Here is a 22034-nt window from a genome sequence, read left to right as displayed (position 1 = left end):
ACAAAATCGGCCCATGGCGATCGTACGGAAGGTGATCGCCCTGCTCTTGATGGTCGGCACCGCCGGCTGCGGTGAGGATCCCGGCATCCTGGACCCATCACCCTCGGTGCCGTCGGGTGGGCCTTTCAGTGCCGGGCCGGTCGTCGAGTGCACGGGCGCGATCGGCCGGCAGGACGATCCCGGCGATTCGTATCAGGAGGTCGCCGGGGTGGTGGCGGTTCCGGCGGTCGATCGGGTGTTGGAGCCGGCTCTGCAGCCGTCGGGTGAGGGTGCGACGCGTCTGTTCGCCGAGTGGGATCTGCTGGTCCGGACCGGCGCGACAGCCGATCTGAGCCTGCTGCCCGGCTGGGCCGATCGGGCTCGGCTGAGCTGGGGCGACACCGATTTCAAACCAGCCATCGCGGTACGGGTGAGCGCGTGCCCGAACGACGCGGCGTGGACGGTCTTCGCCGGCGGCACATGGGTCGCCGAGGCCGACTGCGTCCCGATCCGGATCACCACCCCCACCGGCGGGGAGGCCGTGGTGGAGATGTCGATCGGCGCGCCCTGTAGCCGCCCCGGAGGCTGAGTTCCGGGTTGGACCTGGCCTGCATCCGCCCCGCTGACTGAGATCCGAGGCGGACGGGAACCGGCATCCGCCCCGACGACTGAGATCCGCGGCGAACCGGACCGGCATCCGCCCCGACGACTGAGATCCGCGGTCGCCGGGGCCTCGGGTGTCCCGGTGGCTGGGGACGTCCGGCCCTGCCTGACGGGGAGTTCATCGCAGCAGACTCGGCGGCATGATTCAGACCATTCTCGGACTGGTCGGCCTGGCCCTGCTCGCCGCCGCCCCGATCATGATCTTCCAGGGGTTCGCGGGCCGACGCAGCGTCACCCACGAACTCGAGCAGCAGCGCATCTCCTTCCCGCCGGCGGGTCTGCCGGCGACCCTCGGCGCGTATGCGGGCCGTCCGGTCCGCACCGGAACCGAGGCCCGCGCCTACTCCGATCTGATCGCCGAACACGTGGCCGCGGCGACAGGTGGGCGCACGTATGCGGAGATAGCCGCCGAGTGCCAGAAATCCAAGAACGACGAAAAGCTGGGCAAGCTCCGCGAGACCGCCTTCATGGGCGAGACGCTGCGTGGCGCGCTGCTCGGCGCCTACCAGGCGTGGCAGGTGACTTTGCTGGTCATCGGCCTGGGCGCGCTCTGCGCCGCGATCGGAGTGGGCTTCCTCGCCCTGGCTCTGGCGTGACCTCTTCTTGTACGATCGTACTTGTACATCCGTACAAGTTAAGATCGAAGGCCCACCGTGCACTACCTGTTCCTGTTCATCGCGATCGCCGCCGAACTCGTCGCCACCGCCCTCATGAAAAGCACCCACGGCTTCACCCGCCTCTGGCCCACCCTGGCCGTCCTCGCCGGTTACGCCGCGTCCTTCGTTCTGCTCGCACAGGCCGTCAAGAGCATCGAGGTGGGCGTCGCCTACGCGATCTGGTCGGGAGTCGGCACCGCCGCGATCGTCGCGATCGGCGCGGTCTTTCTCGGCGAACCACTCACGACGGTTAAGGTGGCGGGCATTGCTCTCATCATCGGCGGAGTCGTGATGCTCAATCTCAACACCAGCGGCGCCCATTGACCGCTCGCCGCCCTCAGCGCGCCCGTGACCCGGAGGCCCGCAAGGCAGCTCTGGCCGCGGCCGCCATGGAGGTCGTCGCCGAGAACGGCGTGGGCCGCACCACCCATCGCGCGGTGGCGGCCCGCGCCGGCCTGCCCCTGGGCGCGACCACCTACTACTACCCCACACTCGACGACCTCATCGCGGCCGGTCTGCGACATGCGCTCGATGCCCTGCAGACCGAGCTCCAGGCCTGGGACGAGCGCTTGCGCACCGCCCCCGACATGCCGGAGGCGCTGACCCAGCTGGTCCAGGAGTACCTCGCCGACCGGCGCCAGGTCCGCATCGAGTACGAACTGTTCGTGACGGCGGCCCGCGACGAAGCTCTGCGCCCCCTGGCCGAGGCCTGGATCAACGACATCCCGGAGACTCTGATCGCCACGGTCGGCACCTCCACCGCCCGGGACATCTGCGCCCTGCTGGACGGCTTCATCCTCCAGGCCCTGGTGAGCGACACGGAACTGGACGCCGCACGCCTGACCTCCGCGATCCGCAAACTGAGTTCGTGAACCGGGTCCGCGTCATGGCTCGATCAAGCCGGCGCGAATCGCGTATCGGGTCAGTTCGAGCCGGTCACGGAGGCCCAGTTTCTGGAGCAGATTGGACCGGTGGCGTTCCACGGTCTTGACACTGATCACCAGCAGGTCGGCGATCTCTTTGGACGAGTGGCCCTCGGCGACCAGTTTCAGCACCTCCTCCTCCCGGTCGGTGATGGCCCGCCCGGAGGCTGGGTCGTCACCGTCGGCGACACGCTCCAGATAGTTGCGGATCAGAGCGTTGACGGCCCCCGGATAGAGGAACGGCTCACCCTGGACAGCGGCCCGACAGGCCTCGACCAGGTCCCGATCGGCGACCGACTTGAGTACGTAGCCGGACGCCCCGGCCTTGAGCGCTTCGAAGAAATACTGCTCGTTGTCATACATGGTCAGGATCAGGATGCGCATGTCCGGCAGGAGACGAGACAGCTCCCGGGCCGCCTGAAGGCCGGTGAGCCGTGGCATGGCGATGTCGAGGATCGCCAGGTCGGGCCGTTCCGCGCGGGCCTGGGTGACCGCCTCGGCCCCATCGGAGGCCTCGGCGACCACGGTCAGGTCTGGTTCGCTGTCGAGAATCAGCCGCACTCCGCGCCGCACCAACGCATGATCATCGGCGAGCAGGATGCGGGCGGGCCCGCGGTCAGTCATGGTGGTCCTCTCCGCCGAGCGGCACTCGCAGCAGAACTTCAGTACCCCGTCCGGGGGCTGGGCCGACGGTGAGATCGGCACCGATCAGGAGTGCGCGCTCGCGCATGCCCCGCACACCGGCGCCCTCCGGCGCTCCGGCCACACCCCGCCCGTCGTCCCGGATACGCAGCTCGACCGAACCGACGGTCGACCGCTCACGCCCGTCATCCGGCCGCTGCGGCAATCGCTCGCGGCCATCGGCAGACCGGCCCGATCGCTCGCGCCCGTCACCAGGCTCTCCCGGCAGCGGTCTTGTCTCCTCCGCGGGCGCCGGTGCCGTAGGCAGCCGGCCGGCGGACGACGGGCCCGGAAGGTAGGAGAGGCTGATCGTCACCTGCCGTGCCCCGGAGTGGCGGGCGGTGTTGGTCAACGACTCCTGCGCGACCCGGTAGAGCACCAACTCCGTCTCCTTCCCCAGATCCGGCAGATCGCCGTCGATGGTGCGGCGCACGGTGACACCCGGCGTCGAGAACTCCCCCGCCAGTGACTTGAGCGCGCTGGCCAGGCCCAGCTCCTCCAGAACACCCGGTCGCAGCCGGCGGGCGATGCGGCGGATCTCGTCGAGCCCGTTGCGGACCGTCTCCTGCACCTGTCTGACCTCGCCGGACACCGGCTCGGGTGCGTGGTCGGCGACCCGTTTCAGCTCCAGGAGCACCGCGGTGAGGGTCTGCCCCACCTCGTCGTGCAACTCCTGCGCGATCCGCTGACGCTCGGCCTCCTGCGCCGACAACGCGCGGGCCGCGCTGGTCGCCCGCTCCGCCTCCAACCGGTCCAGCATCGTGTTGAAGCTGCGGATCAGGTCGGCGATGCCGCTGCGGCCGGTGACGGCGAGCCGGTGGCCGGGACGCAGCAGGTCGACCGTGTTCATGGTGCGGGCGAGCCGCTCCAGCGGAGCCAGGCCGAGCCGCAGCAGGCCCGCGTTGGCCACCAGCATCACCACCAGCACGCCGCTGAGGATCATCGCCTCGGTCAGCAGCACCGGCGTGGAGACCGTGAACGGACCGACCATGAGCAGCGCGAACGCCGCCGTCACGACCGCCGCGTTGAGCAGGAAGATCCGCCAGAACAGGGACAACCGCGGTGTCCTCCTCGCCGGTGTTTCCTCCACCTTCACACCAATCCGCCGGTCACCCGGCCAAGTCACGAACCGTTCCACCCGCCCCGTGCCGAAAGCCGAACGGGACGACCGGCCAAGCGTGCCCAATCCGCGTACCGGCCGTCCATACGGGCCGCCACCCATTCAGGGTTCGGGTAGCCGAACGCGAAATGGGTGGCAGCCCGCACCTCAAATGGAGAGCTGGCCGGATGGTCGCCGGCAGCTTCGCCGACTTGGATGGAGGACGTGCAGGAACGAGCAGGAGGTGCCGCGATGACGCTGGAACGGATCGGTCTGCCCGGAGTCGGCGTGTCCCATCTGCTGACCACCCGGGACGGGGATCGGCTGGTCATCGTGGTGCGCCCGGACGGCTGCCGTGATCTGGCGATCTACGACCCGGCCGAGCCGGATCGGGTGGCCGGTGCGGTGCTGCTGTGCGCCGAGGAGGCGCATCTGGTGGCCGATGTCCTGCACACCACCGTCGTCCTCGATCACGTCGGCGGACCGGCTCTGTCCTCCGGCGTGATCCCCACCGGCGCGGCGCAGGCGGTCCGGATCCGGGTGCCGGCCGGGTCGGCGTATGCGGACCGGCCACTCGCCACACCACACGGCGCCGACGTCGTCGCCGTGATCCGCGGGGCCCGGGTGCTCCCCCACCCGGACCCCGCGCTGAAACTGCAGGCCGACGACGTGCTGCTGGCCGTCGGCAGCTCGCCGGCGCTGGCCCGCTTGCACGACCTGCTGGCCGAGCCGTGCTGATCCTGCTGGCCGTGCACCTGGTCGCCGCTCTGCTGGCGCCGGTGCTGGTCCGCTTCCTGGGTCCGCGCGCGTTCTACCTGTTGGCGACGGCACCGCTGGCCGTCTTCGGCTGGGCGGTGGTGAATCGCGATGGTGAGTGGCTCCACCCATGGGTGCCCGGCCTCGGGTTGAGCCTGGCGTTCCGGGTCGACACCCTGTCGTGGCTGCTGGTTCTGCTGGTCGGCGGGGTGGGTGCTCTCGTGCTCGTCTACTGCGCCCGCTATTTCGCGCCGGGCACTCCGGGGCTGGGCCGGTTCGCGGCGGTGTTCACCGGGTTCGCCGGAGCGATGCTGGGCCTGGTGGTCAGCGACGACCTGCTGCTCATGTACGTGTTCTGGGAGCTGACGACGGTCTTCTCCTACCTGCTGATCGGACACACCGGGACGGCCCGGCCGAACCGACGGGCCGCACTGCAGGCACTGATCGTCACCACCGCCGGCGGCCTGGCGATGCTGGTCGGCATCGTGATCCTGGGGCAACACGCCGGGGGCTACCGCTGGTCGCAGGTCGCGTCGGCGCTGCCGAGTGGTCCGTTGCTGGTGGTCGCGGTGGTGCTGATCCTGTGCGGGGCGCTGTCCAAATCGGCGATCTTCCCGGTCAGCTTCTGGCTGCCCGCCGCGATGGCGGCGCCGACGCCGGTCAGCGCGTATCTGCACGCGGCAGCAATGGTCAAGGCCGGGGTGTTCCTGGTCGCCGGGTTCGCGCCGATGATCGCCACGGCGGGCGGGACGGCGGCGTCCGTCTGGCAGGTCATCGCCGTCGGTCTGGGCCTGGTCACGATGCTCGTGGGTGGCTGGGCGGCTCTCTTTCAAAACGATCTCAAACTTCTTCTGGCGTACGGCACGGTCAGTCAACTGGGTCTGCTGACGGCGGTCCTCGGTTTCGGGACGGCGGGGACGGCGCTGGCCGGGGTGGTGATGCTGCTCGCGCACGCCCTGTTCAAGTCGTCACTGTTCCTGGTCGTCGGGGTCATCGACAAGACGACCGGCACCCGTGACCTACGTCGTCTTCAGGGTCTGGGGCGCCGCGCACCGGTGCTCGCGGTCGTCGCCGTGACAGCTGCGGCGTCGATGGCGGGCCTGCCGCCGGCGATCGGGTTCGTCGGTAAGGAGGCCGTGTTCGCAGCTCTGCTCGACGCCGGGACGGCCGGCCTGCTGACGCTGGGCGGCGTGGTGGCGGGCTCCATCCTGACCGTGGCCTACACGACCCGGTTCCTGTGGGGCGCCTTCGCCACGAAGAGTGAACCCGACAGCGTCGGGGCCACCGCGCCGCCCGGCGAGACCGCGACAGGGAAGCCCGCCGAAAACCGAGCCGCCCTGGTACCGGCGACCCTGCCGGGCAGCGGCGACGCGACCGTGCCCGGCAAGAGCGACACAACCGCGCCCGCCAGGAGCGACACGCCCGTGCATGGCGAGGGCGGCACGACCGGGCTCGGCAGGGGCGGCACGACCGGGCGTGCGGGTGACGGGACAGGCCGGGAGGACGAGCGGGCGGGCGTGGCGTCAGCGGTGACTGTGCCCTCACCAGCCGGGTTGTTGCTGGTCGCGCCGACCGTGCTGGCGTTCGCCGGACTGTTGGCGGGGAGTCTGGCCGGGATGGTCGAGGGGGTGCTTTCGCCGTACCACCGAGGGTTTGCCGGGGCCGGGAGCGTCGCCCACCTCGCGCTGTGGCACGGGCCCGGTGTGCCGCTCGCCCTGTCCGTGCTGGTCGTCGCCGGTGGGTTGGTGCTGTTCCGGCTGATGCCGGCCGGGAAGGCCGGGCCGCGGGCCGGCGGCGGGGTCTACGAGCGGGTGATGACCGCAATGGATCGGCTCGCGGTCGAGGTCACCGGTGCGACGCAGCGGGGTTCGCTGCCGTTCTATCTGGCGGTGATCCTGATCGTGCTGATCGCGACGGCCGGGCCCGCGATGGTGATCGGCTGGCCTGAGCAGACCGCGTTCCGGGTGTGGGACACGCCGTTGCACCTGGTGCCGGTGGCGGTGTCGGTGGTCGCCGCGGTGTTCGCGGTGCCGGCGCGGCGGCGGCTGACCGCGGTGATCCTCGTCGGCGTGACCGGTTATGCCAACGCGGGTGTGTTCCTGTTGCACGGCGCGCCCGACCTGGCGCTCACGCAGTTCCTGGTGGAGACCGTCACGCTGGTCATGGTGGTGCTGGTGCTGCGGCGGCTGCCGAGTCACTTCTCGCAGCGGCCGGGGTCGTGGCGCCGGCGGATCCGGGTCGGTATCGGTGTCGCGGTGGGCACGGTGATGGCCGGCGTCGGTTATCTCGCGGTGTCGGCGAGGCAGGCCGTGCCGGTGTCGGAGGCCTATCCGGAGATGGTCGTGCCCTACGGCGGCGGCCACAACATCGTCAACGTGATCCTGGTCGACATCCGGGCCTGGGACACGATGGGCGAGGTCGCGGTGCTGGTCGCGGTGGCGACCGGGGTGGCGAGCCTGATCTTCCGGCGGGCTCAGCGGCTGAACCGGCGCGGGCCGGTGGAGACACCGTCCGAGCCGCCGCGTGACGAGCCGGTGTGGCTGATGGCCGGGCACACCGTGGAGGCCGGTCGACGGTCGACGATGCTCGAGGTGGTCACCCGGCTGCTGTTCCACATCATCGTGCTCCTGTCCGTGTATCTGCTGTTCACCGGGCACGACACTCCGGGTGGTGGATTCACCGGAGGACTCGTCGCGGGCCTGGCGCTGATCGTGCGGTATCTGGCCGGCGGACGGTATGAGCTGGCCGCCGCCGCACCCGTCGACGCCGGGGCGGTCCTCGGCGCCGGGCTGCTCGTCGCGGTCGGCAGCGGTGCCGCAGCGCTGGTCGCCGGCGGCGAGGTGCTCCAGAGCGCGGTGCTCGACCTGCATCTGCCGCTGCTCGGTGACCTGCACCTCGTCACGTCGACGGTGTTCGACATCGGCGTCTATCTGATCGTCGTCGGGCTGGTGCTGGACGTGCTGCGGAGTCTCGGCGCGGAGGTGGACCGGCACGCGATGACCGGCCGGGAGAACACCGGGCCACGGACCGAACACGAGAGACGGCCTCAGGAGGAACTGGTATGAGACCGAGCATCGTGCTGTTGCTCGCGGTGGGCGTACTGTTCGCCGCCGGGACGATCCTGCTGCTGGAACGCACCCTGACCCGGGTGCTGCTCGGCGTCATGTTGTTGGGTAACGGCGCCAACCTGCTCGTCCTCGCGGCGGCGTGGCCCGGGTCGCCGCCGATCGTCGGGACCGCCGACCCGGCGGAGATGACCGACCCGCTACCACAGGCGATGATCCTCACCGCCATCGTGATCACACTCGGCATGACGGCGTTCCTACTGGCCCTGGCCTACCGCAGTTGGCGGTTGAGCGGGCACGACGAGGTGCAGGACGACGCCGAGGACCGTCGGGTTCGCGAACTCGCCGAACGTGACGAGGGGTCGGACGCCGAAGATCTGGACACCGACGAGACCGAGACCGTGGAGGTGCGCGCGTGACCTGGCTCGTGCCTCTTCCCGTGATCATGCCGCTACTCGGGGCGGCGACGACACTGCTGATGTTTCGGCGGCCCCGGGTGCAGCGGGCGATCAGCGTGAGCGTGCTGACCGCCACCCTCGTGGTGTCGGCCGTCCTGCTGGTGCTGTCCGCCGACGGGCCCCTGGTCGTGGCGGTCGGTGGCTGGCCCGTACCGCTGGGGATCGTGCTCGTCGCCGACCGGCTCGCCACCCTGATGCTCGTCGTGTCGGCCGCGGTGACGCTGTGCGTGCTGCTCTACTCGATCGGGCAGGGCGGCACCGACGGCGACGAGGAACACCCGCTGTCGGTCTACCACCCGACCTATCTGATCCTCACCGCCGGAGTCACCAATGCGTTCCTCTCCGGCGACCTGTTCAACCTGTACGTCGGGTTCGAGATCCTGCTGGCCGCCAGTTATGTGCTGATCACGCTCGGCGGTACGGAGAACCGGATCCGCGCCGGGACGACGTATGTGGTGGTGAGCCTGCTGTCGTCGGTCATCTTCCTGGCCGGCATCGGGCTGATCTACGCGGCCACCGGCACGCTCAACATGGCGCAACTGGTCGAACGGCTCGACGCGCTGCCGGACGGGGTGCGCATGGTGCTCCAGGGCATGCTGCTGCTCGCCTTCGGGATCAAGGCGGCGATCTTCCCACTGTCGGCGTGGCTGCCGGACAGCTATCCGACCGCTCCGGCACCGGTCACGGCGGTGTTCGCGGGGCTGCTCACCAAGGTGGGGGTGTACGCGATCATCCGTACCGAGACGCTGCTCTTCCCCGGTGGGCGGGTCGCCGACCTACTGATGGTGGCGGCGCTGTCCACGATGCTCGTCGGCATACTCGGCGCCGTCGCCCAGTCCGATCTGAAACGGTTGCTGTCGTTCACACTGGTCAGCCACATCGGCTATCTGCTCTTCGGGGTGGGGCTGGCGTCGCGGGCCGGGATTGCGGCGGCCGTCTTCTACACGCTGCACCACATCATCGTTCAAACGACGTTGTTCCTGGTTGCGGGGTTGATCGAGCGGCGTGGCGGCAGCACGGCACTGGACCGGCTGGGCGGGCTGGCGCGGACCGCACCGGTGCTGGCGATCCTGTTCTTCCTGCCCGCGCTCAACCTGGCCGGGATCCCACCGTTCTCCGGGTTCCTCGGCAAGCTGGGGCTCATCCAGGCCGGCGTCGACGACGGGGCGGTGCTGTCCTGGCTGCTCGTCGGCGGGTCCGCGCTGACCAGCCTGCTCACTCTGTATGCCCTGGCCAGGGTGTGGAACCTGGCGTTCTGGCGCTCCCCGGTGTCCACCGACGCGACGCCGCTGCGGTCGTCGCGCCTGATGGTCACGCCGACCGCCGCCCTGGTGGCCGCCGGCGTGGTGCTCACCCTGGCCGCCGGGCCGTTGTACTCGCTCACCGACACGGTTGCCGGGGATCTGCTGGAGCGGACGCCGTACGTCGAGGCGGTACTGCCGTGATGGGCCGTGCCCGGGACCGGGTCCTCGCGGTAGCTGCCCTCACCGTGGTGTGGATGCTGCTGTGGGGGGTGTTCTCCTGGCTCACGCTCCTCGGTGGGCTGCTGGTGTCGATGCTGGTGCTGGCCGTGTTCCCGCTGCCACCGGTGACGTTCGCGGGCCGGTTGCGGCCGGGTGGGCTGGCCCGGTTCGCGATGCGCTTCCTGACCGACCTCGTGGTGGCCAGTTTCCAGCTCGCGTGGACGGCGTTCGCCGGGCGCCGGGTGCCGCGCAGTGCCGTTCTCGCGGTTCGGCTGGCGGTGCGATCCGATCTGCATCTGACGCTGTGCGCGGAGGCGGTCTCCCTGGTTCCGGGGAGCCTGATCGTCGACATGGACCGGGCCGCGGGGATCCTCTACATCCACGTGTTCGACGTGTCCGGGCCGGCGGACATCGCCCGGTTCCGGCGTGACGTGCGCGAACTCGAGGAACGCATCGTCCGGGCGGTCGGCTCGGACGCCGAGATCGAGTTGTTCACCGCCGATGTCGCAGCCGCTGGTTCGAACGAAGGAGGAAACGGATGACCGTCGTCGCCGCCATCGCCGCCGTGTTCCTGGCCGCCGCGGCCGGGATGGCCCTGGTGCGCATCATCCGGGGACCGTCGACGCTCGACCGGATCGTGGGCACCGATGTGCTGCTCGCCATCACCGTGTGCGCGATCGCCACCGAGGCCGCCTACAGCCGTGATGCGACAGGTCTGCCGATTCTGCTGGGGTTGTCACTGCTCGGTGCGGCCGGGTCGGTCGCGGTGGCCCGGTTCGCCGATCCGGTGGCTCGCTCGGAGACCGCTCTGTCGTCCACCCAGCCGGGTGCCCCGGGCAGGGAGCCACCGAAGTCGGTTCCGGTGGGATCGGAGGCTCGGGGATGACCGTCACCGCTGTGCTGGATGCGATCGCCGGGGCGTGCCTGCTCGGCGGGGCGTTGCTGAGCCTGGCCGCGGGTGTCGGGCTGCTGCGGTTTCCCGATCTGCTGTCGCGAATGCATGCGGCGACCAAGCCACAGGTGCTCGGGCTGCTGTTGATCCTGGCCGGTACGGCGATCCGGCTGGGCACGGCGGTCGACATCACGACGCTGGTTCTGGTCGGCGTTTTCCAGCTGGTCACCGCGCCGGTGGCGGCGCACATGGTGGGTCGGACCGCCTACCGGGCCCGGCTGTTCCGGCGCGACCTGCTACTCGCGGACGAACTCGCCACCGACCGCCGAGACCGATGACGGCCCAGCGGAGCCGAACCTGCGCGAGGAGGGCAGGACGAAGTGGGTCAGGACATGGCGGGTCAGAACGCGGCAGGTCAGAACGCGGCAGGTCAGAACGCGGTGGGTCAGGACGCGGTGGGTCAGGACGGCAGGGGTGGGGTGGGATGAGGGCTGGAGACTCCCGCGGAGACCGGGGCGTTCGGTTGGGCGTATCCCATGGGTTGTGCCATTCGGGCGCCGCACTCCGCCGGCGGCAGCGGCTTCGCCATGAAGTAGCCCTGGCCGTATCGGTAACCCATGTCCCGGAGCCGGGACAACTGGGCCTCGCTCTCGATGCCCTCAGCGACCGCCTTGAGCTGCAGATACTCCACAAGCTGAGCCACCGCGGCGGCGACCGCGAGACGTCCCCGGTCGGCGCCGTCGGCGATGCCGTCGACGAACGACTTGTCCAGCTTCAAGACATCGACCGGGAAGGCGCGGAGCAGGCTGAGGGAGGATTGCCCGGTTCCGAAGTCGTCGAGGGCCAGCCGCACCCCCATCTCGTGGAGGGCTTCCAGGGCTTCGGTGACCTGCGGCCCGTCGGCGACCGACGACTCGGTCACTTCGATGATCAGGTTGCGCGGCTGGAGTCCGGTGTCGCTGAGGACCGCGGCGACCTCGTCGACGAAGCCGATCTCCCGAAGCTGACGAACGGCCACGTTGACGTTCACCGCTTCGACCGCGTCCGCACCGAGGGTCGCGCGCCATTCCGCGAGCTGGCCGCACGCCTCCCGGAGCACCCAGGCGCCGAGGGGAACGATGAGCCCGGAGCGTTCGGCGACGGGGATGAAGTCGGCGGGCGAGACGAATCCGCGGTCGGGGTGCTGCCAACGGACCAATGCCTCACAGCCGTGCATCCGCCCGGTGACCAGGTCGTACACGGGCTGGTAGAGGAGTCGCAACTGCCCGCCGAGGATGGCGTCGTGGAGTTCACCGGCGAGCCGGGCGTGTGCGGTCATGTCGTGACGCATGCGCGGTTCGAACCGCACCCACGAGGCTTTGCCGGACTCCTTGGCCGCGTAGAGCGCGATGTCCGCGTTGCGCAGCACCTCGTCGGCGGTCTCACCGGTCTCGGCGACCGCGATACCGACGCTGGCGTGCAGCAGAAACTGCTGTTCACCGGCGTGTACCGGCCGTCCGATGGTGCCCTGCAGACGGGTGGCGGCGGCCTCGGCGACCGCGGGCCGTCCGGTGGGCAGCAGCACGGCGAACTCGTCGCCACCGAGCCGGGCCAGACACTCGTCGGCTCCGGCGCTGTCGTGCAGGCGCTCGGCGACCTGGCGCAGCAGCTGGTCGGCGGCGGCCGGGCCGAGCGTGTCGTTGACCATCTTGAAGTCGTCGATGTCGATGAAGATGGCGGTGGAGGGCTGGCCGGCCTCGAGGCGTTCGGTGAGTTCGACGAGGAAACCGGTGCGGTTGGCGAGGCCGGTGAGGTTGTCGGTGAGGGCGAGGCGTTCGAGTTCGTGCTGCTGGCGGCGGATGCCACGGAGCGCCCGGTTGTTCTCGCGGAGGCTGAGCAACTGCCGGACGACGATGATCGCGGCGATCAGGACGGCGCCGACGATCACCGCCCGGCCGCGGAGGTCGAGGTCACGGGCGGACACGATGATGACGAGGACCGCGGTGACCGCGACCGACAAGAATTGCAGCGGGTCGGCGAACGACCAGCGCAGATGCCGCGGCGGCACGTTGACGACCCGGCTCTGCCGGAAGGCCGCCAAGGTCATGCCGAGACCGACGAGCGGGTATCCGAGGTAGGACGCCACGACCACGCTGAGGTCGTTGCCGACCAGGAACGCCAGAACGGTGGCCAGACCGACGACCGGTTCGAAGGCGAGGATGCCGAGCGCGAACGGATCGACGCGACCGGCCGGGCTCATCGCGGCCCGGCTGAAGATCACCAGGCCGAGCAGGCAGCAGATGCCCACCACGCCGGCGGCGGCTCGGGTGGCGATCGGAGTGCTGCCGGAGACGGCACGCAGCACGACGTACCCGAAGAAGACCGTGCCGGCGACGATCACCGCGGCCCCGTCGAGCAGCAGCCGGGCCCAGTCGAGCCGGGTTCGGGAGGTGATCGGCACGTGCCGGAACGCGATCATCGCCAGGACTAGGCTGACCACGTTCGACGCGGCCTCGTAGGGCGGCATGTCGGCGTCGCCGCGGATCGCAGCGACGGCCGCACCCAGGGTGCTGACCAGCAGGGCGGCCGCGGAACCGGCCCACAGCCGCCAGAACGCGGCGACCGGGCGGTCGACGGCCAGGCGGCTGACCCGGTAGCAGGCGATGGTGCCGCATGCCGCGATCACCGTGCCGCCCGCGTTGCCGAGCAGCACGTTGTGCGGATAACCCCAGGTCAGCCAGGCAAGCACGGCCGCCAGGGCGGCAAGACCCATGATCAGGGGTACGGCCGGCGCCCGGTCCCGTCGCGGCGGACCCGGGGTGTCGTCGGATCCACGCATTGTCGGCCTCTCGCCCGTCGGCACCTTCCGGGACCCAGATCGGCCGGAACCGGGCCAGACTGAGCGCCTGTCAACGTGGCGTCCATCCGGCGACGCGAGCATCGGCGGTGATGGGATGTAGGAGGTCGGGTGGGGCCCGGCACCGGCGATGCGGGATGTGGCACGACCGTGCCATGACCCGGGCCGTCACACACCTGGTGATCTCGGCCGCCGCGATCGCGTTCGGCCTGGTCGCGGTGGTCGGCTGGTGGTCGCCGATGTACTGCCTGGCCTGCTGGATCATCCTGGTCGCGGCGGTGGAGGCCGGCTCGGTGGGGACGGTCCGCTGGGCGGCGCTGCCGTTCGTGCTGCTTGCGGGCGTCGGTACAGCCGCCTACGGCCAGCGGATGGCGACGATCCTGATCGGCGTGGCAGGTGTCATCCACGGCCTGGTCGCGGCGGTCGCGGTCCGATCCCGGAAGCCCGAGACCGGACCGGAGTGTCGTCACCGGTTCAAGGCGGCGGCCGCGTCATCGGCCAGGGCGCGGGCGGACGTCTCGGCCTGTTCGGCCGTGGCCGCCTGCACCACCAGCCGGCTGAGGATGTCGCCCCTGGCCAGCAACAGGGTGCAACGCCCGGCGCTGTGCTCGGACTCCTCGCAGTAGAGCAACTGCCGGTCGACGCCGTCGAGCGCGGACAGGCCGACCCGATGCGGCCCGGCGTATGCGACGCCCCCGTCGTCGTAGCGGGCACAACCGAACCGCCCGTCCACCTGGCCGATGGCCTCGCCCGCGGTGATCCGCCCGTACGCCCCGGTGAAATATCGCACCTCAACGCCGGTGTCGACGTCGAAATCCGGTTCCCGCCAGATCCGCTCCTGCCCGAACGCCGCGACCAGCGCCCCGAACCCCGGCCCGTTGCCGCAGAGGTGCGCGGCGACGTCCTCGCTGGTGGCGGCCTCGATGGTGAACGGCATCAGCCAGCCGACGGTCTCCCGGTCGAGCATGGCCCGGTCGACACGGCCGGGCGCCTCGGAACGCATCGAGTCGGCGGTCTGCCGCAGCGGCGTCTCGGCGGCCGTCGCGCAGGCGGAGTGGCTGCGGATCTCCTCCGGCCCGGCCAGGTCACCCATGTCGTCGAGCGGGCGCGTCAGATACCGCACCCGCCGGGGGTCGGTGCCGGCCGGGTAGGCGGGAACCGCGGGCAGCTCGAGGGAGATCGTCTTCTGGTACCGGGCCCCGTACCCGTCGGTGTATCCGGCGCTCACCCGGAAGTCGGCCGGCAGGGTCGGACGCAACGGATTGCCGCCGGCTCGCATGGCGACGTGCTGGAACGGGCCGTCGTCACCGAGCACGACGAACTCGAATGGGGAGGCCGCCGGATCCGCCGGGCGCGACGCCGACCACCAGGAGTAGGCGACACCGGACCGGGACATGTCGTGCTCCGAGCCACCGACCTCCACTGCGGACAGCTTGTCGCCGGGACAGACCGGCGCGAAGAGGTGGTAGTCCTCACCGATCCGGGCGACACCGACCCGGTACTCCAGCGGCTCGGCGGAGTCGCCCGGACACCCGGCGAGCAGGAGTCCGGCGAGCACCGTGAAGACCAGAGAAAATGCCTTACGCACGACACCCCCGCATCGATCGTACGATCGATCGTGCTCCATGATCTGGGCGGTGACCAGGATGTACAGATCGTCGTAACCAAGGCGTTGCCTACGGGGTTGATCTTCCGAAAGTTGATCAACTAGCTTCTCGCAGTGATCACCAAGCGAATCCTCACCGCCGCGCTCGCCGGCGTCTTCGTTCTGTCCCTGACCGCCTGTTCGGAGGAGACTCCGGCAACCACCGCGCAGCCGACCGCGACCGCGGCGGCGCCCGAGGCCACCGTCGAGGCGACCACCCCGCCGCCCGCCGCCGCGCTCTCTGACAAGGAGATCTGCGAGGCCGCCAACAAGGCGAGCGAGTCGATGAAGGACGCGATGACGACGATCTTCCAGACGACCGGAGACATCAGCGCCAAGGACTCGGCGGCGATCCTCGCCGACATGGCCAAGCAGCTCGACAAGGCCGCCACCGGCAGCGACACCGAGGTGGGCAAGGCGGTGCAGCTCATCGCCTCGCAGGCGACCGAGGCCGCGGCGGCCAAGGACCCGACGGCCGCCCTAGACACCGCCGAGTCGGAGAAGTCCGGCAAGGCCCTCAACGCCGCCTGCAAGAAGGCCGGCGTCACCACCAAGTACTGACAGGTACGGCGACGGCCCGGCGCGCATCGCACGCCGGGCCGTCTGTCGAACGGATCAGGGCGCCGAGAACAGCGGGGTGCTCAGGTAGCGCTCGCCGGTGTCCGGGAGCACCACCACGATGGTCTTGCCGACGTTCTCGGCCCGCCAGGCCAGCTCCCGTGCGGCGTGCAGGGCGGCGCCGCTGGACACCCCGGCGAGGATCCCCTCGGTACGGGCCAGCTGCCGCCCCGCCTCCCGCGCCTGCTCCACGTTGACCCGGAAGACCTCGTCGTAGATGGTCGGGTCGAGCACCTCGGGCACGAACCCGGCGCCGATGCCCTGGATGCCGTGCGGCCCCGACACCCCACCGGAGAGCACCGGCGACTCGTCCGGCTCGACCGCGTACACCCGAAGGTCGGGTTGTTTCTCCTTGAGGATCTGACCGACGCCGGTGAGCGTGCCGCCGGTGCCGACCCCGCCGACGAACAGGTCCACCTGGCCGTCGGTGTCGTTCCAGATCTCCAGCGCGGTGGTACGGCGGTGCACATCCGGGTTCGCCGGGTTGTCGAACTGCATCGGCAGCCAGGCCCGCTGCTCCTCGGCGATCTCCAGGGCCTTGGCGACGGCGCCCTTCATGCCCTCGGCCGCCGGGGTCAGGACCAGTTGTGCCCCGTACGCCAGAAGGAGCGCACGCCGCTCGGCGCTCATGCTGTCCGGCATGGTCAGCGTGAGGCGGTAGCCTCGCGCGGCCGCCACCAGAGCCAGGCCGATACCGGTATTGCCGCTGGTGGCCTCGACGATCGCCGAGCCGGGGCGCAGCTCCTCGGTGGCCTCGGCGGCCTCGATCATGGCGAGGGCGATCCGGTCCTTGACGCTGCCGCCGGGGTTGGCCGACTCGAGCTTGGCGATCAGTTTGGCCGGCAGTCCGGGCTCGAACCGGGTCAGCCGGACCATCGGTGTCCGGCCGATCAGCTCGGTGACGTCGTTGTAGATCATTTCCTCGCTCCTGAGTTGATGCCGGCGTTCGGTGTTGCCTGAGGTGTTGCCTGAGGTGTTGATGGAACCGTCTCGGCGGCCGGGGCGCGCACCCGGGCCCCGGCCGGAATGTCGGCGAGGACCAGCGCGAGAGCGCCGATCTCGGCGTCGTCGCCGATGCTGACCGGGCCGAGAACCGTGGCACCCACCCCGAGGGTGACCCGATCTCCCACCTCCGGGTGACGGCGGCTGCCCTTGGCGTCCCGCTGCCAGCCCCGCCCGCCGAGGGTGACCTGGTGGTACATGGTGACGTCGTCGCCGATCCGGGCGGTCTCGCCGATCACCACCCCGGCCCCGTGATCGATGAAGAACCGCCGGCCGATCACCGCGCCCGGATGGATCTCGATGCCGGTTAGGAATCGCATCAGCTGGGACACGAAACGGGGCACGAACGGGATGTGGGCCCGGTTCAGCAGGTGGGCGACCCGGTGACCCCAGAGCGCCCAGAGCCCGGGGTAGAGCAGCACCTCGGCCACCTTGATCCCGTACAGGGCGGGGTCGCGCCGGCAGTAGGCGCGGATGTCTTCCAGCACGGAACTTTCCTCGAGATGAGCGGGACGGAGACCGGGCCCCACGGTGGCACACGCCGGTATCCGCACGGTCGGCGGCGGGGAGTCAGTCGCGCCGGCTGGGACAGCGCTCGTCGAAGACGCCACGCACATGCGAGCCTGCCATCGGCACGGCGAACCGGTAACCGGCCATCCGTCGCTGGGCATCCCGCTCGCTCATGACGGCAAGGCTATCCGATGATCACCGGGGTGTTCAGGGGCCGAAGGGCCTGGTCCATCGGCCCGAACCGACGGGACCTGTCGCCCTGACACCCGCGCCCTCCGCCGCCATAGCGTCTACCGTGTGAACACGTCGGGGATCGCGGTCCGTCACCGCCTGCCGGCCCTGGCCGGGGCCGCGGTCGCTCTGCTCGGCGGGTTGTACGCGGCCCTGCTCCTGCTGGGTGTGCCGGTGGCCGCCCCGCCGTCGCCGGTCGAGGACGTGCACGGCCCGGTGATGGTGTTCGGGTTCGCCGGCACCCTGATCGCTCTGGAACGCGCGGTCGCCCTGGGACGCGCCTGGGCTCTGTGCGCTCCGGCCGCGTCCGCGCTCGGCGCCGTGATCCTGCTGGTGACCGGGCCGTCCTATCCCGGCCGCCTGCTGATGGTGATCGCGCCGGTGGCCCTGCTGGTCGTCTACCGGGCGCTGTGGCTGCGCCAACGGTCGGTCGCGCTGCTGGCGCAGGCCGCCGGCGCGTTCGCCTGGTACGCGGCCGCCTTCCTCTGGCTCGCCGGTTACACCGTCCCGGAGATCGTGCCGTGGCTGGTCACCTTCGTGGTCGCGACGATCGGCGGCGAACGCCTGGAATCGGCCCAGGTGGCATTCCTCGGCCGCCGCAGTCCGGAGGTGTGGTTCCGCGCGGCGCTGGCCGCCCTGGTCCTGACCGCGACCGCGGCCACGGTGGCACCCCGCTCCGGAACCGTGCTCTTCGGCCTGGCCCTGCTCGCGGTGACCGCCTGGCTGGTGGTCTTCGACGTGGCCCGGCGCACGATCCGGTCCAACGGCCTACCCCGGTACGCGGCGGCGGGACTGCTCGCCGGTTACGCCTGGCTGGCGCTGGCCGGTCTGCTCTGGGCGGGCGCCGGCCCGGTGTCCGAAGGCCCCCGCTACGACGCCGCCCTGCACGCGGTGTTCCTGGGTTTCGTCGTCTCGATGATCTTCGTGCACGCTCCGGTGATCCTGCCCGCGGTGCTACGCCGTCCACTCCCCTACCATCCGGTCCTCTACCTGCCGCTGGTTCTCCTGCACGTCTCCCTGCTGGTCCGGGTGGGACTCGGTGACGCCGCCGGTCTGGAACCGGTGTGGCGCTGGTCCGGCACGCTCAACATCGCGTCGGTCCTGCTCTTCGCAGCGTGCGCCGCGACAACCGCCACCCGGGCCGCGACAACCACCACCCGGGCCGCGACAACCACCAGCGCTTCGGCCGCCACTCGCGCCGCGACAACCGCCACCCGCGCCGCGACAACCGCCACCCGCGCCGCGACAACCGCCACCCGCGCCGCGACAACCGCCGGCGTGACGACCGCCGTCACCAGCCTGCGGGCCGCCGATGCACCGCCGGAGGCGGGTGCGAACCCGTGAACGGCCGCGCCTCCTGGCACCGCCGCGTCGGTCTGCTGCCGCTCGCCTACCTGGCCGCGCTCGTGGTCCTCGCCTGCGCCCACCCGCTGCTGCCGCAGTGGCGCTGGCTCGCCATCCACCTGCTGCTCCTGGGCGCCGCCACCAACGCGATCCTGATCTGGAGCGCCCATTTCACCGCCGCGGTCCTGCGCGCCCCCGCCCCACCGCACCGCCGGGCCGAGGCGATCCGGCTGGCGCTGCTGAACGGCGGGATCCTGCTGATCCTGACCGGCGGTGCCCGGGGCGTGGCCGGGGCGGTCCTGGTCTTCGCCGCGATCGCGGCCCATCTGCACCGGCTGGTGACCCAACTACGCAAAGCACTCCCCTCCCGTTTCGCGGTGACCGTGCACTACTACGCCGCCGCGACGATCGCGCTGCTCACCGGCATCCCGGCCGGCGGCTGGATGCTCGTCACCGACGACGACCTGCGCCCCCGGCTGATCCTCTTCCACGCCCATGTGAACCTGCTCGGCTGGATCATGCTGACCGTCCTCGGCACCCTCCTCACCTTCTGGCCGACCGTGTTGCGTACCCGCATGGATCCGAAAGCCGTCGCCGCGGCCCGCACCGCGCTGCCCACCGCGATCATCGGCATCGCCGCGCTCGCCGTAGGTGTTCTCGCCGGATGGCCGCCGGTGGCGGTCGCCGGACTCGTCGTCTTCGTCGCGGCCGTCGTGATCGCTCTCCTCCCCGCCGCCCGCGCGGCCCGCACCCGCCCACCCGAATCCTTCGCCGCGTGGTCCATCGCCGCCGGGGCCGGGTGGCTGCTGATCGCCCTCGCCGTCGACGCCCACAACCTACTGACCGGGTCCGACAATTTCGCGAACGTGCTGGTCCCGCTGCTGGCCGGGGCGGTCGGGCAGATCCTGCTGGGCTCGCTGGCGTACCTGCTGCCGATGGCGCTGGGTGGCGGCCCGTCGCGGGCCCGGGAGCGGGTGGCCGCGCTGGACCGGCACTGGCCACAGCGGATCGCGATGACCAATGGCGCCCTGATCGCGTTCCAGCTGCCGGTCGGCGCCCACACCCGGATCACCACCTCGCTGCTGCTGTTCGCCGCGCTGATCCAGTTCCTGCTCCCGGCCCTCCGGCTGCTGATCACCGACCGAAGGCCACCCCACGCCGCCACACCAGGCACCGCACCGGAGGCGTCCATGTCCCGACCGGCAGGCGACCCGCCCACCGCAGACCAGACAGACCGGCGTGTCGAACGTGGAGGCGACCATGTCTCCGCATGAGGGCGGTTTCGCCGCCGGTATCGCCCTGGTCCTGCTCGCGGTGCTCACCGGGGCGGCCGTCCAGCACGCCGCCGACCCGCCCGCCGCCGCCTCCGCGACCGGGAACGTGACGCCGACCGGGCACACCACGACGGTCGCGGTGACCGCCGACGACATGCGGTTCAGCCCGGCCGAGATCACCGTCCCGGCCGGCGACCGCCTGGTGATCGACCTGACCAACAGCGACCAACGCCGCCACGACCTGGTGCTCTCCAACGGCGCGAAGACGGGGACGGTGGCCCGGGGCGCGACGGTGCGGCTGGACGCCGGGATCATCGGCGGCGACCTCGACGGCTGGTGCTCGCTGACCGGCCACCGGATGGCCGGGATGACGCTCAAAGTCACCACGACCGGTGGTCACACCCACGGCGCCGACGCGGCAAGGACGGCAGAGAAGGAGCAGACGGCCCGCGACGCCACCGCACCGGTCACGCCGACCGGCGAGGTCCACCGGATCGACCTGACCGTCCAGGAGGTGGGCGGCCGGTGGACCTACAACGGGACGGTCCCCGGACCGGTGCTGCGCGGCCGGGTGGGCGACACCTTCGAGATCACGCTGCGCAACGAGGGCACCGTCGATCACGGTGTCGACTTCCACGCCGGAGCGCTCGCCCCGGACCGGCCGATGCGCCCGATCGACCCGGGCGAGCAGCTCACCTACCGGTTCACCGCGACGAAGGCGGGCATCTGGATGTACCACTGCTCGACGATGCCGATGCTGCTGCACATCGCGAACGGCATGTACGGCGCGGTGATCATCGACCCGCCCGACCTGCCCGCGGTGGACCGCGAATTCGTGCTGGTACAGAGCGAGTTCTACGGCGACGACCAGGAGACCCCGACCGCGGTCGCCTTCAACGGCCGGGCGAATCAGTACGACGAGCACCCGCTCACCGCCACCGCCGGGAACCGGGTCCGGTTCTGGGTGCTGAACGCCGGGCCGAACCGGACGAGCGCGTTCCACGTGGTGGGCGCCCAGTTCGACACCGTCTGGTACGAGGGCCGCCGGCAACTGGACCCGGCGGATCCCGGCGGCGCACAGGTGCTGGCCCTGACCCCGGCGGCCGGCGGTTACGTGGAGACGGTGCTGCCGGAACCCGGCCACTATCCGTTCGTCAGTCATGTCATGGTGGACGCCGAACGTGGCGCCCACGGCACGATCGAGGTGACCCGATGACCACAGCGACGAGGACCCGCCGCCGGCAGTACGTCCCGCCGCAACACGGCGCGTGGGCGATGCTTCTGCTCCCGTACCTGGCCGGGCTGCTGATCCACGGGTTCGCCTGGCCGGCCGTGCCGCTGCTGGGCGCGTGGATCGCCGGGTATCTGCTGTCCTACTACGTGCTGCAGGCGATCAAGACGCGGCGGCTGAGCCGGTTCCGCCCGCAGATCACCCTCTATGCGCCGGTCACGGCGGCACTGGCCCTGCCGGTGGTCCTGGCCCGGCCCGCGCTATGGTGGTTCGCACCCGCATACGCCGCCCTGCTCGCGGTCAACGCCTGGTTCGCCTGGCGACGACGTGAGCGTGCCCTGGTCAACGACCTCGCGTCGGTCGTGCAGAGCTGCCTCATGGTCCCCGTCGTCGCGGTGGTCGCCGGGGCCACGCCACACTGGCCGCCGTTCGCCGTCGTGCTGCTCTACTTCACCGGCACGGTGCTGTTCGTGAAGACCATGATCCGGGAGCGCGGCTCAGTCCCGTACCGCCGCGCCTCGATCGGGTATCACCTGGCCGCACTCGCCGCGGCGACGGTGATCGGCACCTTCGCCGGGCTGGTCTTCGCGGGCCTGCTGGGCCGCGCCTGGCTGCTGCCCGGGCGGCCGCTGACGCCGAAGCAGGTCGGCTTCGTGGAGATCGGCGCGAGCGTGCTGGTGCTGGCGGCAGCGGCGCTGGCCGGTTAGC

The 22034-nt window shown here is 70.9% G+C and carries 22 protein-coding genes; 16 read left to right on the top strand and 6 right to left on the bottom strand.

From position 1 onward, the window contains the following. The first annotated feature begins 13 nt into the window (after nucleotides 1-13). The 4 genes from Q0Z83_RS06375 to Q0Z83_RS06360 all read left to right on the top strand — a co-directional run bounded on the left by Q0Z83_RS06375 (nucleotide 14) and on the right by Q0Z83_RS06360 (nucleotide 2170). Nucleotides 14-568: a hypothetical protein gene (locus Q0Z83_RS06375; protein ID WP_317792858.1), complete on the top strand. Its 555-nt coding sequence runs from the start codon at nucleotides 14-16 to the stop codon at nucleotides 566-568. A gap of 214 nt (nucleotides 569-782) precedes the next feature. Beyond that, the gene (locus Q0Z83_RS06370) at nucleotides 783-1238 is read left to right on the top strand and encodes a hypothetical protein (protein ID WP_317792857.1); all 456 of its coding nucleotides are present in this window, start codon (nucleotides 783-785) and stop codon (nucleotides 1236-1238) included. 57 nt (nucleotides 1239-1295) lie between these two features. Then, on the top strand, nucleotides 1296-1622 hold the full coding sequence (locus Q0Z83_RS06365; RefSeq protein WP_317792856.1) for a DMT family transporter: 327 nt from the start codon (nucleotides 1296-1298) through the stop codon (nucleotides 1620-1622). After that, nucleotides 1619-2170 (top strand): TetR/AcrR family transcriptional regulator, encoded by a 552-nt coding sequence (locus tag Q0Z83_RS06360; RefSeq protein WP_317792855.1) that lies wholly within the window; start codon nucleotides 1619-1621, stop codon nucleotides 2168-2170. The genes Q0Z83_RS06365 and Q0Z83_RS06360 overlap by 4 nt, the downstream gene beginning before the upstream one ends. A gap of 12 nt (nucleotides 2171-2182) precedes the next feature. On the opposite strand, the gene Q0Z83_RS06355 is transcribed toward Q0Z83_RS06360, so the two are convergent. Both Q0Z83_RS06355 and Q0Z83_RS06350 read right to left on the bottom strand, forming a co-directional pair. After that, nucleotides 2183-2845 carry a response regulator gene (locus tag Q0Z83_RS06355; protein WP_317792854.1) on the bottom strand — a complete coding sequence of 221 codons (663 nt, stop codon included), beginning with the start codon at nucleotides 2843-2845 and terminating at the stop codon, nucleotides 2183-2185. After that, nucleotides 2838-3959, bottom strand: a complete 1122-nt coding sequence (locus tag Q0Z83_RS06350) for a sensor histidine kinase (RefSeq protein ID WP_317792853.1) — start codon at nucleotides 3957-3959, stop codon at nucleotides 2838-2840. Before Q0Z83_RS06350 ends, Q0Z83_RS06355 begins: the two co-directional genes overlap by 8 nt. A gap of 294 nt (nucleotides 3960-4253) precedes the next feature. On the opposite strand from Q0Z83_RS06350, the gene Q0Z83_RS06345 reads away from it, so the two are divergent. The 7 genes from Q0Z83_RS06345 to mnhG are packed head-to-tail and all read left to right on the top strand — an operon-like array spanning nucleotide 4254 to nucleotide 10973. Then, the gene (locus tag Q0Z83_RS06345; protein ID WP_317792852.1) at nucleotides 4254-4739 is read left to right on the top strand and encodes a cation:proton antiporter regulatory subunit; all 486 of its coding nucleotides are present in this window, start codon (nucleotides 4254-4256) and stop codon (nucleotides 4737-4739) included. Further along, entirely contained in the window at nucleotides 4733-7822 is a 3090-nt protein-coding gene (locus Q0Z83_RS06340) for a Na+/H+ antiporter subunit A (RefSeq protein ID WP_317792851.1), read from the top strand. The genes Q0Z83_RS06345 and Q0Z83_RS06340 overlap by 7 nt, the downstream gene beginning before the upstream one ends. Continuing rightward, nucleotides 7819-8241, top strand: coding sequence for a Na(+)/H(+) antiporter subunit C (locus Q0Z83_RS06335; protein ID WP_317792850.1), 423 nt, complete (start codon nucleotides 7819-7821; stop codon nucleotides 8239-8241). The genes Q0Z83_RS06340 and Q0Z83_RS06335 overlap by 4 nt, the downstream gene beginning before the upstream one ends. Further along, the gene (locus tag Q0Z83_RS06330; RefSeq protein WP_317792849.1) at nucleotides 8238-9725 is read left to right on the top strand and encodes a Na+/H+ antiporter subunit D; all 1488 of its coding nucleotides are present in this window, start codon (nucleotides 8238-8240) and stop codon (nucleotides 9723-9725) included. The genes Q0Z83_RS06335 and Q0Z83_RS06330 overlap by 4 nt, the downstream gene beginning before the upstream one ends. Beyond that, nucleotides 9725-10285 carry a Na+/H+ antiporter subunit E gene (locus Q0Z83_RS06325; protein ID WP_317792848.1) on the top strand — a complete coding sequence of 187 codons (561 nt, stop codon included), beginning with the start codon at nucleotides 9725-9727 and terminating at the stop codon, nucleotides 10283-10285. Before Q0Z83_RS06330 ends, Q0Z83_RS06325 begins: the two co-directional genes overlap by 1 nt. Continuing rightward, a complete protein-coding gene (locus Q0Z83_RS06320; RefSeq protein ID WP_317792847.1) occupies nucleotides 10282-10629 on the top strand; it encodes a monovalent cation/H+ antiporter complex subunit F in 348 nt (115 codons plus the stop codon). The genes Q0Z83_RS06325 and Q0Z83_RS06320 overlap by 4 nt, the downstream gene beginning before the upstream one ends. Further along, entirely contained in the window at nucleotides 10626-10973 is a 348-nt protein-coding gene (gene mnhG, locus Q0Z83_RS06315) for a monovalent cation/H(+) antiporter subunit G (protein WP_317792846.1), read from the top strand. Before Q0Z83_RS06320 ends, mnhG begins: the two co-directional genes overlap by 4 nt. 122 nt (nucleotides 10974-11095) lie before the next feature. On the opposite strand, the gene Q0Z83_RS06310 is transcribed toward mnhG, so the two are convergent. Together Q0Z83_RS06310 and Q0Z83_RS06305 are read right to left on the bottom strand one after the other, a co-directional pair. After that, nucleotides 11096-13453: a putative bifunctional diguanylate cyclase/phosphodiesterase gene (locus Q0Z83_RS06310; RefSeq protein ID WP_317792845.1), complete on the bottom strand. Its 2358-nt coding sequence runs from the start codon at nucleotides 13451-13453 to the stop codon at nucleotides 11096-11098. A gap of 484 nt (nucleotides 13454-13937) precedes the next feature. Beyond that, nucleotides 13938-15059 carry a hypothetical protein gene (locus tag Q0Z83_RS06305; protein WP_317792844.1) on the bottom strand — a complete coding sequence of 374 codons (1122 nt, stop codon included), beginning with the start codon at nucleotides 15057-15059 and terminating at the stop codon, nucleotides 13938-13940. A gap of 132 nt (nucleotides 15060-15191) precedes the next feature. On the opposite strand from Q0Z83_RS06305, the gene Q0Z83_RS06300 reads away from it, so the two are divergent. Next, entirely contained in the window at nucleotides 15192-15677 is a 486-nt protein-coding gene (locus Q0Z83_RS06300) for a hypothetical protein (protein WP_317792843.1), read from the top strand. Nucleotides 15678-15731: 54 nt separating this feature from the next. On the opposite strand, the gene cysK is transcribed toward Q0Z83_RS06300, so the two are convergent. Further along, the gene (cysK, locus tag Q0Z83_RS06295; protein ID WP_317792842.1) at nucleotides 15732-16652 is read right to left on the bottom strand and encodes a cysteine synthase A; all 921 of its coding nucleotides are present in this window, start codon (nucleotides 16650-16652) and stop codon (nucleotides 15732-15734) included. Beyond that, nucleotides 16649-17224 carry a serine O-acetyltransferase EpsC gene (epsC, locus tag Q0Z83_RS06290; protein ID WP_317792841.1) on the bottom strand — a complete coding sequence of 192 codons (576 nt, stop codon included), beginning with the start codon at nucleotides 17222-17224 and terminating at the stop codon, nucleotides 16649-16651. The genes cysK and epsC overlap by 4 nt, the downstream gene beginning before the upstream one ends. Before the next feature lie 319 nt (nucleotides 17225-17543). Between epsC and Q0Z83_RS06285 the strand changes: the two genes are divergently transcribed. From Q0Z83_RS06285 to Q0Z83_RS06270, 4 genes are read left to right on the top strand one after another with little or no spacing between them, the layout of a single operon-like run. Next, nucleotides 17544-18821: a hypothetical protein gene (locus Q0Z83_RS06285; protein ID WP_317792840.1), complete on the top strand. Its 1278-nt coding sequence runs from the start codon at nucleotides 17544-17546 to the stop codon at nucleotides 18819-18821. Then, a complete protein-coding gene (locus Q0Z83_RS06280) occupies nucleotides 18818-20095 on the top strand; it encodes a hypothetical protein (RefSeq protein WP_317792839.1) in 1278 nt (425 codons plus the stop codon). Before Q0Z83_RS06285 ends, Q0Z83_RS06280 begins: the two co-directional genes overlap by 4 nt. Next, a complete protein-coding gene (locus tag Q0Z83_RS06275; RefSeq protein WP_317792838.1) occupies nucleotides 20082-21311 on the top strand; it encodes a multicopper oxidase domain-containing protein in 1230 nt (409 codons plus the stop codon). The genes Q0Z83_RS06280 and Q0Z83_RS06275 overlap by 14 nt, the downstream gene beginning before the upstream one ends. Then, a complete protein-coding gene (locus tag Q0Z83_RS06270; protein ID WP_317792837.1) occupies nucleotides 21308-22033 on the top strand; it encodes a YwiC-like family protein in 726 nt (241 codons plus the stop codon). Before Q0Z83_RS06275 ends, Q0Z83_RS06270 begins: the two co-directional genes overlap by 4 nt. The last annotated feature ends 1 nt before the right edge of the window (nucleotide 22034 follow it).

This window comes from Actinoplanes sichuanensis (genome assembly GCF_033097365.1).
Classification (GTDB): domain Bacteria; phylum Actinomycetota; class Actinomycetes; order Mycobacteriales; family Micromonosporaceae; genus Actinoplanes; species Actinoplanes sichuanensis.
The sequence above is the reverse complement of the archived record's forward strand: the minus strand, read 5'-3'. Positions and strand labels throughout refer to the sequence as shown.